The sequence below is a fragment of the Paraburkholderia fungorum genome (assembly GCF_900099835.1).
GTDB classification, from domain to species: Bacteria; Pseudomonadota; Gammaproteobacteria; order Burkholderiales; family Burkholderiaceae; genus Paraburkholderia; species Paraburkholderia fungorum_A.
This window is the reverse complement of the sequence record NZ_FNKP01000001.1, coordinates 1,166,462-1,178,788: the sequence shown is the minus strand read 5'-3', so window position 1 is coordinate 1,178,788 and position 12,327 is coordinate 1,166,462. Positions and strand designations below refer to the sequence as shown.

Genomic DNA, 12,327 nt, shown 5'->3' with positions numbered 1-12,327 from the left:
TCTGCGGTCTGCGGTCTGCGGTCTGCGGTCTGCGGTCTACAACTAGCCTGGCTCGCGCGGCGCAGTGTGACGCGGTCTCCTGCAGCGACCACACGACGCGCCAGGCCCCGGCCCTCCACCAGCACCCCGCGTTCGATCTACCTTTCTGCGTGTATTACCGATATGCCGAAGAATCAACCCCATCCCAGCGAACCGAAACGCGCGCGCACCGTCGCCAGGCCCGCGCCCGAGGCCTCCACTCCCGCCGTCAAACCGAAGATCGAACCGGCGGCCGGTCTCGCGGGCCTCGGCGCGTTGCGCGATGCGTTGAAGGTCGACACGCAACGGCGCGAACGCGACCGCGCGGCAGCCGTGGCGGCGCAGCGCGAGGCATCGGCGGATGCGGACCTGTTTCGCCGTGAAATCGGCTCCGTCGCGCCGCTGGCCGTCCCGCCGCGCGCGAGCCTGCCGCGCAATCCCCCGCCGCCGCTGCCCGTGCAAACGCGGCTCGACGAAGAAGCGGTCCTGCACGAAGCGATCTCGGACGAATACGATCCCGAAGTCCTGCTCGACACCGACGAAACCTTGTCCTACTGCCGCCCCGGCGTGAGCCAGGAAGTCGTTCGGAAACTGCGGCGCGGCGACTGGATCGTGCAGGCGCAAATCGATCTGCACGGCATGCGGCGCGACGAAGCGCGTGAAGCGCTGGCGGAATTTATCCGCGAATCGGTGAAGCGCGGCTTGCGCTGTTTGCGCGTGATCCATGGCAAGGGCCTCGGGTCGATCGGCAAGGAGCCGGTGCTGAAGGGCAAGGTGCGCGCGTGGCTGGTGCAGAAATCCGAAGTCATCGCGTTCTGTCAGGCACGCCCGCACGACGGCGGCGCGGGCGCGGTGGTCGTGCTGTTGCAGCCGGGGGCGGCGCCGGCTCATACGCGGCCCTGACTGAACCCGCTGACTGTCGATTCCGGGCAGGCTCATTCGTCGTGACATGAACGGCCTCCCGGGCCGTCACCGCGCCGCAACGCGCCCGCAACCGTCAAAGGTGATCGCGATGACCCTGAAGCTCTATGCCCACCCGTTTTCCTCGTACTGCCAGAAGGTCCTGACCGCGCTCTACGAAAACGGCACGCCGTTCGAGTTGCGCCTGCTCGCGCACGACGACCCGCAAGTCATGGCCGAATTCGCCGAACTCTGGCCGATCAGGCGCTTCCCGGTTCTGCTGGACGGCAGCAGAACGGTGGTCGAGGCGAGCATCATCATCGAATATCTCGGGCTGTATCACGCCGGCCCCGTAGCACTTATCCCCGCCGACGCCCGTACCGCGCTCGAAGTGCGCAGCATGGACCGTTTCTTCGACAACTACATTTCGACGCCGCAGCAAAAAATCGTCTACGACAGCATGCGCCCCGAAGCCGAGCGCGACCCGCGCGCGGTGGCCGACGCCCGCGCCATGCTCGATACCGCGTACGGCTGGCTCGACAACGTGATGGCAACACGCAAATGGGCCGCAGGCGATTCGTTCAGCCTCGCCGACTGCGGGGCCGGACCGTTTCTGTTCTACGCCGACTGGACGCATGCGATCGGCGAGCAATTCGCGCACGTGCGCTCTTACCGCAAGCGCTTGCTGGCGAGGCCGTCGTTCGCGCGGGCAGTCGATGAAGCGCGGCCGTATCGCCCGCTGTTTCCGCTCGGCGCACCCGACCGGGACTGAGCATTCGCGCGAAGCAACGCCGAACGCGCACCCCATCGCGACAACAATTTTTCCACCCTATAAACTTCACGTCGAAAGGCACTTCCGCCCGTCACCCTTAAGGCAAAACATGGACCGTTTCGAAGCGATGGAGATATTCACGCGTGTGGTCGAAGCGAACAGCTTCACCAAGGTATCCGAATCGCTCGACCTGCCGCGCGCCAAAGTCAGCCGGACGATTCAGGCGCTGGAAGAGCATGTCGGCGTACGTCTGCTGAATCGCTCGACACGCCAGGTGAGCGTCACCGAAGACGGCGCCGCGTTCTACGAGCGCTGCGTGAGCATCCTCGCCGAAGTCGCCGACGCCGAATCGTCGCTGTCGAACAAGCGCGAAAACCCGGCCGGCACGATCCGCGTGGATACGTCCGGCACGCTCGCCCGCGCGCTGCTGCTGCCCGCGCTCGACGATTTCTACCGCCAATACCCGGAGATCGACGTACGCCTCGGTCTCGCGGATCGCAACATCGACCTGATTCAGGACGGCGTGGACTGCGTGATCCGCATGGGCACGCCGGAGGAATCGAGCCTCGTCGCGCGACGCATCGGCCAGGCGCGGATCGTCACGTGCGCGTCGCCCGCGTATCTGCAGAAATACGGCACGCCGACCACGCTCGACGAACTCGCCGAACATCGCGCGGTGAACTACGTGTCCGCGCGCAGCGGCAAGACCTTCCCGTTCGAATACGAAGTGGACGGCGAGATCGCGAAAGTCACGCTGAAAAGCGTGCTGGCGGTGAACGACGGCTCGGTCTACATCGGCGCGGCCGCGCTCGGGCACGGCATCATCCAGCCGTCGCGCTTCATGGTCGCCGAGCTGATCGAACAAGGCGCGCTCACCGAAATTCTCACGAACTACACGAGCCCCGGCACGCCGCTTTCGATTCTCTACGCGCACCGCCGCAATCTGAGTTCGCGGCTGCGCGCGTTTATCGACTGGGTGAGCGAGCTGGCGCGCAACAATCCAGATCTGCGAATCGCGGACGCGTGAAGCTGCGGCACACAACGCCACACAGCGCCACGCCATAAAAAAAGCCCCATCGCGTCGCAAAACGCATGGGGCTTTTTCATGAAGCATCGAACTCAACGTCGATGCGATGCTTCAGCGCTTACGCAATCCGCTCTTCGTTCGTCGGATCGAACAGCACCGCCTTCGACGTATCGAACAGCAGCGTCGTGTTCGTCAGCGGTTGCGGGTTCGAAGCCGGGTGCACGCGGCTCACCACGCGCTTGCCGTTGACCTGCGCGAACACCAGCGTGTCCGGGCCGGTCGGCTCGATCACGTCGACCTTCACTTCGACCGGTTGCAGCTTCGAGTCGTCGCCGTGTGCGCCGCGCGCGTCGGTAATCCGCTCCGGACGCAGGCCGAGAATTACTTCGCGGCCCACATGCGACTTCACCTTCGACGATTCGAACGGCAGATTCAGCACCTTGCGCGCCACGCCCGTGTCCAGTTCGATGCCGACACCCGAGCCCTGCTCGACGAGCTTGCCCTGGATGAAGTTCATCGGCGGCGCGCCGATGAAGCCCGCCACGAACAGATTCGACGGCGAGTCGTAGATTTCCTGCGGCGGGCCGAACTGCTGAACGACGCCGTCTTTCATCACCGCGATACGGTCACCGAGCGTCATCGCTTCGATCTGATCGTGCGTCACGTAGACGATGGTCGTGCCGAGGCGCTGATGCAGCAGCTTGATTTCCGAACGCATCTCGATACGCAGCTTCGCGTCGAGGTTCGACAGCGGTTCGTCGAACAGGAACATCACCGGGTCACGTGCGAGCGCACGGCCCATTGCCACGCGCTGACGCTGACCGCCGGACAGCTGGCCCGGCTTGCGATCCAGCAGATGCGTGATCTGCAACGTGTTCGACACGCGGTCGACGATCTGCGCCTGTTCCTGCTTCGGCACCTTGCGGATGTTCAGGCCAAACGAGATGTTCTCGCGCACCGTCATCGACGGATACAGCGCGTACGACTGGAACACCATCGCGATATCGCGATCTTTCGGCGACAGGTTGTTCACCGTCTTGCCGTCGATCTGGATCTCGCCCTTGGTCACGGTCTCGAGGCCGGCGATCATGTTGAGCAGCGTCGACTTACCGCAGCCCGAGCCGCCGACCAGAATCAGGAACTGGCCGTCTTCGATGTCGATATTGACACCCTTCAGAACCGGCACCCCGTTCGGGTAAGTTTTGTACACGTCACGGATGGAAAGGCTTGCCATGCTGTGAATCCTCTTGTCTCTGGTACTGCCTGAAAACGTCTTGTTAGGTGGCGGCGGCGCTGTTCAGTGACGCGCCGTCGCGCCCGGATGGTTTGGCTCGAATGCGCTTTAGCCCTTGACTGCGCCCGCTGTCAGGCCGCGCACGAAATAGCGTCCGGCGATGATGTACACCAGCAGGGTCGGCAGTGCGGCGATGATCGCGCCGGCCATGTCCACGTTGTATTCCTTCACGCCGGTCGAGGTGTTCACGAGGTTGTTCAGTGCCACCGTGATCGGCATCGAATCGACGCCGGAGAACACAATCCCGAACAGGAAGTCATTCCAGATCTGCGTGAATTGCCAGATCAGGCACACCATGAAAATCGGCAGCGATACCGGCAGCAGGATCTTCGTGAAAATCGTGAAGAAACCCGCACCGTCGATCCGCGCAGCCTTCACGAGTTCAGCCGGAATGCTGACGTAGAAGTTGCGGAAGAACATCGTCGTGAACGCGATACCGTAGATCACGTGCACCAGCACGAGACCGGACGTCGTGTTCGACAGACCGAGGAAACCTTCGAAGCGCGCCATCGGCAGCAGGATGGCCTGGAACGGAATGAAACAGCCGACCAGCAGCATCGTGAAGATCGGGTCCGCGCCACGGAAACGCCAGTGCGTGAGCACATAACCGTTGAACGCGCCGACGATCGACGAGATCAGCACGGCGGGAATCACCATCCGCACCGAGTTCATGAAGAACGGCTGCATGCCGTCGCAACGCACGCCCGTACAGGCGCCGCTCCATGCCTTGATCCACGGGTCGAAGGTCCAGTGGGTCGGCGGCGTGAGCAGGTTGCCGGTGCGCAGCTGGTCGATGTCCTTGAACGACGTCGACAGCATCACGTAAAGTGGGAACAGGAAATACAGGGCGAACAGGAACAGGGCCGCGTAAATGACGGCACGGCTGATCGTCATCTTAGGCTGCATTGCGGGTGCTCCTCGATTCCAGATACATCAGCGGCACGAGCACGGCCACAACGGTGGCGAGCATCATCATCGACGAAGCCGCGCCGACGCCGAGCTGCCCGCGATTGAACGAAAACGTGTACATGAAAATAGCCGGCAGCGACGACGACGTACCCGGACCGCCCGCGGTCAACGCGACAACCAGGTCGAACGTCTTGATGGTGATGTGGCAAAGAATCAGCAGCACGGAGAAGAACACCGGGCGCATGCTCGGAATCACAATCTTGCGGTAGATGGTGGGCAGATTCGCGCCGTCCATCTGGGCCGCCTTGAAGATCTCGCCGTCGACACCGCGCAGGCCCGCGAGGAACAGCGCCATCACGAAGCCGGTTGACTGCCACACGGCCGCAATCACGACGCAGAAAATCGCCTTGTCCGGGTCGCCGAGCCAGCCGAACGAGAAGCTCGTCCAGCCCCAGTCGTGGAACACCTTTTCGAGGCCGACGCTCGGCGTCATGATCCACTGCCACGCCGTACCCGTGACGATGAACGACAGCGCCATCGGGTAAAGGAACACGGCGCGCAAAGCGCCTTCGTTGCGGATCTGCTGATCGAGCAGGATGGCGAGGAACAGGCCCAGGCCGATACAGATACCGATGAACGGAATGCCGAACCAGCCGAGATTCGCCGCGGACGTCCAGAACACGTCGTTGTCGAACAGTTCCCGATAGCGGTCGAGACCGGCGAATTCGTAGCGAGGCATCAGTCGCGAATTGGACAGCGACAGATAACCGGTGATTGCGATAAAGCCATACACGAAGATCAGGCTGATCACGACGCTGGGTGCGAGCACCAGCTTCGGAATCCAGCGATCGGCAAGGGCCGCCATGGGCGACGTGCGGCGGGTGACGGTGGCCGTTTTCCCGTTTCCGCTGATAGAAGCAGTCACTACTCGACTCCTGCTGAAACTGTACCGCCGGGGCTCTCGCGCGCGAATGGCGCAATGCCTTGACGGCAAGGATGTGACTCTATGAAACCAGGGGTGAAGCCGCTGCTGCACAGCCAGCACACAGATACGGCCAATGCACCAGCGGCTTGAAGAACGCGCCCGACACTTCCCTTTCGGGAAACCGCCGGACGCGCTGCTTCGCTTACTTCACTTACTTGGTCTTCGCTGCCTTCGCGAGAGCGGCAACTGCCGTCTTCGAATCTTCCTGCGAGTTCATGAACTTCGTGACCACGTCGGAGATTGCGCCGGCTGCTGCATCCGGTTGAGCCATGCCGTGTGCCAGCGAAGGCACATAGCCGCCCGACTTGATCGCGACCTGTTCATCCGCGTACGACTTCTTCGCGCAGTCGTCGAACTTGTCCATCGGCACGCCCAGACGAACCGGGATCGAACCCTTGTTCAGGCTGAACTGCTCCTGGAATTCCGGCGTCATGATGGTCTTCGCGAGCGCCAGTTGACCCGGCGTGGCCGCCTTCGCACCCTTCTGCTGGAAGAACACGAACGAATCGACGTTGAACGTGTACGACTTTTCCGTGCCCGGAACCGCAGCGCAGATGTAGTCCGAGCCCGACTTCTTGCCGGCGTTGGCGAATTCGCCCTTCGCCCAGTCGCCCATGAACTGCATACCGGCCTTGCCGTTGATGACCATGGCGGTAGCCAGGTTCCAGTCACGGCCCGTGCGGCCCGTGTCGAAGTAACCCTGGATCTTGCGGACCGTGTCGAACACCTGAACCATCTGATCCGACGTCAGCGTCTTTTCGTCGAGGTCGACCAGCGCCTTCTTGTAGAAGCCCGCGCCTTGCGACAGCACGACGTCTTCCCACAGCGTCAGGTCTTGCCACGGTTGACCACCCATCGCGATCGGCTGGATGCCGGCGGCCTTCATCTTGTCGGCCACGGCGAAGAACTCAGGCCACGTGGTCGGCGCCTTGCCGCCTGCCTTGTCCAGCGCTGCCTTGTTGATGTACAGCCAGTTCACGCGGTGCACCGAGAACGGTGCTGCAACGTAGTGACCGTCTGCGTGCATGATCTTGTCGATTTCCGGCGGCAGGTTCTTCTTCCAGTCGCCTGCTGCTGCGTCGATCGGCACCAGCACGCCTTGCGAAGCCCAGTCCTGGATCAGCGGACCCTTGATCTGCGCTGCGCTCGGTGCATTGCCCGAGATGACCTGCGTCTTGAGTGCCGTCATGGCAGCCGCGCCCGCGCCACCTGCAACCGCGAAGTCCTTCCACGTGTAACCCTGCTTCGTCATGTCGTCCTTGAGGACGCCGACGGCTTTCGATTCGCCGCCCGAAGTCCACCAGTGCAACACTTCGATCGACTCGGCGGCTTGCACAGCCGAGACGCCACACATCAGACCTGCGGCGCACAAAGCGCCCATGATCGCGCGAAATTTCATTGCTTATCTCCTCCAGACACCTGAACAAAAAACAAATGGCCCCTGATGTCGCCAGGGTGCTGTGGTTGGTTCAAACAGGCAAAACACTGGGCGATCGAGCATGGTCGGGCGCATGCGCGAGGCATGTGCCGGCGGACCGATGTCCGGCCGCTAGAAGCTCAAGAGATGAGTGGTTCGGGATGCAACTGTTTGTCTCCTCTTTTGATTTTTGCCTGCCCGCGTTGGGCGCGGCAGACTCGAGGTGCCTTGCACGTCAATTCGGGCAACCACCCTTGCCGGCCGGTCGATGCCCTGGCATTCCGTAAGGGCCGCCGGGGGCATGCTGGCACGTGCCGACACATAATGTCCGTTAACATGCAGGGACGCTCGCCGATTCGGGAAAACGCGCATCTTGCATAACATCGCACGCTTTTTTCATCGAATTAGCGCTACCTCTTGATTTGGATTGTAGTTAAACTACAATTCAGTGTCAAAAAATATTTTATCGGACTACGGTCGCCTTTTTGGACATTGCGCGAACCATGCGCGAACATCAAGCGCTCAGCGCGGCGACCCCAGGACATCGACGGAGACTCATGCAAACCGATTCAAGCTTCACCTTCGTTCTCTTCGGCGGAACCGGCGATCTGTCGATGCGCAAGATCCTGCCGGCACTGTTTGAAGCACATCGTGCAGGCGGCATGCTCGCCGACAGCGGCAAGATCGTCGCCGTGGCGCGGCATGCAGCGAATCGCGACGAATACCTGCAGTGGGTGAACGAACACGTCAAACCGCATGTGTCGAAGAAGGGTCTGGATGAAGCGGCGTGGGCGAGTTTCCTCACGCGTATCGAGTTCGTGAAGATCGATCTCGGCAATCCCGAAGACTTCACGCATTTGCGCGACGCCATTCAGGATTTGCCTGGCATCCGCGTGTTCTATCTGGCCACGGGTCCGTCGCTGTTCGTGCCGATCTGTCATGCGCTGGCGTCGGTCGGACTGAACGAAAACGCGCGCATCGTGCTGGAAAAGCCGCTCGGTTACGACCTCAAATCGTCGAATGCGATCAACGATGCGGTCGGCAAGATCTTCGCCGAAGAACAGATCTACCGGATCGACCACTACCTCGGTAAAGAGCCGGTGCAGAACCTGCTCGCGCTGCGCTTCGGCAATGCGCTGTTCGAACCGTTGTGGCGTCGCGAATGGGTCGAGAGCATCCAGATTACGATTGCCGAAGAACTCGGCGTCGAAGCGCGCGGCGACTTCTACGACAACACCGGCGCATTGCGCGACATGGTGCAGAACCATTTGCTGCAACTGCTTTCGATCGTCGCGATGGAACCGCCGCACTCGATGGATTCGGACTCGGTCCGCGACGAAAAGCTGCGCGTGCTGCGCGCGCTGAAACCGATCGATCCGAACGAGATCGGCAAGGTCGCGGTGCGCGGTCAGTATCATGCGGGCGGCATTCGCGGCACGCCGGTTCCGGCGTATGCGACCGAGCCCGGCGTGAAGCCGGACAGCACCACTGAAACCTTCGTCGCGTTGAAGGTCGAGATCGAAAACTGGCGTTGGGCAGGCGTGCCGTTTTTCCTGCGCACCGGCAAGCGCCTCGCCGATCGCGTCGCCGAAATCGTCGTGAATTTTCGTGCGGTGCCGCATTCGGCGCTGGGCGCTTCCGCGTTGCGCGCCGGTGCGAACCGTCTCGTGATCCGCTTGCAGCCGAATGAAACCATTCGCCTCTACTGCCTCGCGAAGCAGCCCGGCGAAGGCATGAACCTCGCGAGCGTCCACCTCGATCTCGCGTTCGACCAGTTCTTCCGCGAAGGGCAAATGGAGGCGTATCAACGTCTGCTGCTCGACGTGATCAACGGACGCCTCGCGCTGTTCGTGCGCCGCGACGAGCAGGAAGCGGCATGGCGCTGGGTCGAGCCGATCCTGAACGACTGGAAGGCGTCGAACAAGGCGCCCAAGCCTTACGCTTCGGGCACCTGGGGGCCGGCGGCCGCCAGCGCGATGCTCGCGCAGCACGGCACCTGCTGGCTCGAAGAAGAGAATTGATTGAAGGCGCCGCAACGGGCCCGACCTACCGGTTGAACCCGCCGCGGCGTCAGCAAGACCCACCGACGAACTGAACGGAATCGCGCCGGTATCGCGCAAGCGCTCACGAGGCACCCCGCCCTGCGGGCATCGCGCGAAAGAAATCCGGCAGATTCCGCAGATCCAACAAGAAAGCAGCACGGAGGAGAAGTGATCCAGCTTCACGCTTTCGACGACCAACGCGCCCAATCCGACGCGCTGGCGAAGGCGGTTGGCGACGCGTTACATGCGTCGCTCGCCGCTCAGGCGGCCGCTACCGGCACGTCCACTACCGGCACGACCACCGCTGCCGTCCGTCCGGCCCTGCTTGCAGTGTCCGGCGGCAGCAGTCCGCGTCCGTTCCTGCAAACGTTATCCACGCAAGCTTTCGACTGGCCGCACATTGCCGTGACGCTGGTCGATGATCGCTGGGTGCCGGAGACGGACAGCGCGAGCAACTCGCAACTCGTGCACGGCACGCTGTTGCAGAATGCGGCCGCGAATACCGTGTACTGGCCGCTGGTCGACACCACCCAGGATCTGAACGCGCATGTCGCCGCGCTGAACGCCGACCCGCGTTTTGGCGCAGTGCCGGACGTCGCGATTCTCGGCATGGGCGAAGACGGCCACACGGCGTCGATCTTCGCCGACTCGCCCGAATGGGATCACGCGATCACGACGACCGAACGCTTCGTCGCCGTGCATCCCGGCGCCGCGCCGCATGCGCGCGTGAGCTGGTCGCTCTCCGCATTGAAAGAAGTGAAGCATCTGTTTTTGCTGATCGCTGGACCGCGAAAGATGGACGTGCTGAACGCCGCCACCGCTTCGCTACAAAAAAATGCCATCTCGCAGTTGGCAAACGACAAGGGAGTGAGACTCGATGTCTACTGGTGTGCAAACTAAGGCAGTGCCTGGCGCGGGCCAGCACGCCGATGGACCCAGGCTGCTGGCCGACATCGGCGGCACCAACGCGCGTTTCGCGCTGGAAACCGGCCCGGGCGAAATCGGCTCGGTGCAGGTCTATCCGTGCGCGAGCTATCCGGGTGTTGCCGACGTTATCAAGAAGTATCTGAAGGACAACAAGATCGGCCGCGTGAATCACGCGGCGATTGCGATTGCGAACCCGGTCGACGGCGATCAGGTGAGCATGACGAATCACGACTGGAGCTTTTCGATCGAAGCCACGCGCCGCGCGCTCGGTTTCGACACGCTGCTGGTGGTGAACGACTTCACCGCGCTGGCAATGGCGCTGCCCGGTCTCACCGACGCGCAGCGCGTGCAGGTGGGCGGCGGCGCACGTCGTCCGAATAGCGTGATCGGCCTGCTCGGCCCCGGCACCGGCATGGGCGTGTCCGGCCTGATTCCCGCCGACGACCGCTGGATCGCGCTCGGCAGCGAAGGCGGTCACGCCACCTTCGCGCCGGCCGACGAACGCGAAGACATCGTGCTGCAATACGCGCGCAAGAAGTGGTCGCATGTGTCGTTTGAACGTGTGGCGGCGGGCCCCGGCATTGAAGTGATCTATCGCGCGCTTGCGGGCCGCGACAAGAAGCGCGTGGCGTCGAACGTCGACACGATCGAGATCGTCAAGCGCGCGCTGGAAGGCGAGCCGCTGGCGGCCGAATCGGTCGATGTGTTCTGCGGCATTCTCGGCACCTTTGCGGGCAATATCGCGGTGACGCTCGGCGCGCTGGGCGGCATCTACATCGGCGGCGGCGTCGTGCCGCGACTCGGCGAGTTCTTCGCGCGTTCGTCGTTCCGCAAGCGCTTCGAGGCGAAAGGCCGCTTCGAGGCGTATCTGCAGAACGTGCCGACCTACGTGATTACCGCTGAATATCCGGCGTTCCTCGGCGTCTCGGCGATTCTCGCCGAGCAGTTGTCGAATCGCGCGGGCGGCAGTTCGTCGGCGGTATTCGAGCGCATTCGTCAGATGCGCGATGCGCTGACGCCAGCCGAGCGCCGCGTCGCCGATCTCGCACTGAATCATCCGCGTTCGATCATCAACGATCCGATCGTCGACATCGCGCGCAAGGCCGACGTGAGTCAGCCGACGGTGATCCGCTTCTGCCGTTCGCTCGGCTGCCAGGGCCTGTCGGATTTCAAGCTGAAGCTCGCTACGGGTCTGACGGGCACGATTCCGGTCAGCCACAGCCAGGTGCATCTCGGCGACACCGCGACCGACTTCGGCGCGAAGGTGCTCGACAACACCGTGTCGGCGATCCTGCAGTTGCGCGAGCACCTGAACTTCGAGCATGTCGAACGCGCGATCGATCTGTTGAACGGCGCGCGGCGCATCGAGTTCTACGGCCTCGGCAATTCGAACATCGTCGCGCAGGACGCGCACTACAAGTTCTTCCGCTTCGGCATTCCGACCATTGCCTATGGCGACCTGTACATGCAGGCGGCGTCGGCGGCCTTGCTCGGTAAGGGCGACGTGATTGTGGCGGTCTCGAAGTCGGGCCGCGCGCCCGAGTTGCTGCGCGTGCTCGATGTCGCGATGCAGGCCGGCGCGAAGGTGATCGCGATCACGTCGAGCAATACGCCGTTGGCCAAACGTGCCACCGTCGCGCTCGAAACCGATCACATCGAGATTCGCGAATCGCAGTTGTCGATGATCTCGCGCATCCTGCATCTGGTGATGATCGACATTCTCGCGGTCGGTGTGGCGATTCGTCGCGCGGTACCTAGCGCGGATGTCGCCGAGACCGTCGCGAAAGCACGTGAAGGCGCCGATGACGACGCCACAGCCGTGCTCGACTGGCTGAGCCACGGCGCAGCTTCGTCGGCGCGCGACTAAGCGGCTGTTCGACTGAACGGCCCGCGCCCGCTGCATCGACGAGATGCGTGCGGCGCGGGCCGTTCGTCGTTTTGCGAGCCTGCTCCGACAGGCCGCGTAAGGTTGGCGGCTGCACGCGCCGATCCGCGCGGCGCGGACAAAAAGCGATAATAAGCACTCTCTCGCTTAC

Annotated in this window: 10 protein-coding genes; 6 read left to right on the top strand and 4 right to left on the bottom strand. The window is 62.8% G+C overall.

The window, feature by feature from the left end; translation table 11 throughout:
• Window positions 1–162 precede the first annotated feature (162 nt).
• From BLS41_RS05230 to BLS41_RS05220, 3 genes are all read left to right on the top strand, one after another.
• Entirely contained in the window at window positions 163–921 is a 759-nt protein-coding gene (locus BLS41_RS05230; RefSeq protein WP_074763330.1) for a Smr/MutS family protein, read from the top strand.
• Between the two features lie 109 nt (window positions 922–1,030).
• Window positions 1,031–1,690, top strand: coding sequence for a glutathione S-transferase family protein (locus BLS41_RS05225; RefSeq protein WP_074766298.1), 660 nt, complete (start codon window positions 1,031–1,033; stop codon window positions 1,688–1,690).
• Between the two features lie 109 nt (window positions 1,691–1,799).
• Complete coding sequence (locus BLS41_RS05220) at window positions 1,800–2,717, top strand: LysR family transcriptional regulator (RefSeq protein ID WP_074763329.1); 918 nt, start codon at window positions 1,800–1,802, stop codon at window positions 2,715–2,717.
• A 118-nt stretch (window positions 2,718–2,835) separates the two neighbouring features.
• On the opposite strand, the gene BLS41_RS05215 is transcribed toward BLS41_RS05220, so the two are convergent.
• From BLS41_RS05215 to BLS41_RS05200, 4 genes are all read right to left on the bottom strand, one after another.
• A complete protein-coding gene (locus tag BLS41_RS05215) occupies window positions 2,836–3,951 on the bottom strand; it encodes an ABC transporter ATP-binding protein (RefSeq protein ID WP_074763328.1) in 1,116 nt (371 codons plus the stop codon).
• Between the two features lie 108 nt (window positions 3,952–4,059).
• Window positions 4,060–4,917, bottom strand: coding sequence for a carbohydrate ABC transporter permease (locus BLS41_RS05210; RefSeq protein WP_074763327.1), 858 nt, complete (start codon window positions 4,915–4,917; stop codon window positions 4,060–4,062).
• Window positions 4,907–5,845: a carbohydrate ABC transporter permease gene (locus BLS41_RS05205; RefSeq protein ID WP_074763326.1), complete on the bottom strand. Its 939-nt coding sequence runs from the start codon at window positions 5,843–5,845 to the stop codon at window positions 4,907–4,909. The genes BLS41_RS05210 and BLS41_RS05205 overlap by 11 nt, the downstream gene beginning before the upstream one ends.
• Before the next feature lie 211 nt (window positions 5,846–6,056).
• Window positions 6,057–7,304, bottom strand: a complete 1,248-nt coding sequence (locus BLS41_RS05200) for an ABC transporter substrate-binding protein (RefSeq protein ID WP_074763325.1) — start codon at window positions 7,302–7,304, stop codon at window positions 6,057–6,059.
• Between the two features lie 575 nt (window positions 7,305–7,879).
• Here BLS41_RS05200 and zwf point away from each other — a divergent pair.
• The 3 genes from zwf (at window position 7,880) to BLS41_RS05185 (ending at window position 12,158) form a co-directional block, all read left to right on the top strand.
• Window positions 7,880–9,343 (top strand): glucose-6-phosphate dehydrogenase, encoded by a 1,464-nt coding sequence (gene zwf, locus BLS41_RS05195; RefSeq protein WP_074763324.1) that lies wholly within the window; start codon window positions 7,880–7,882, stop codon window positions 9,341–9,343.
• Window positions 9,344–9,532: 189 nt separating this feature from the next.
• Window positions 9,533–10,264, top strand: coding sequence for a 6-phosphogluconolactonase (pgl, locus tag BLS41_RS05190; protein WP_074763323.1), 732 nt, complete (start codon window positions 9,533–9,535; stop codon window positions 10,262–10,264).
• Window positions 10,242–12,158: a bifunctional transcriptional regulator/glucokinase gene (locus BLS41_RS05185; protein ID WP_074763322.1), complete on the top strand. Its 1,917-nt coding sequence runs from the start codon at window positions 10,242–10,244 to the stop codon at window positions 12,156–12,158. Before pgl ends, BLS41_RS05185 begins: the two co-directional genes overlap by 23 nt.
• Window positions 12,159–12,327: the final 169 nt, after the last annotated feature.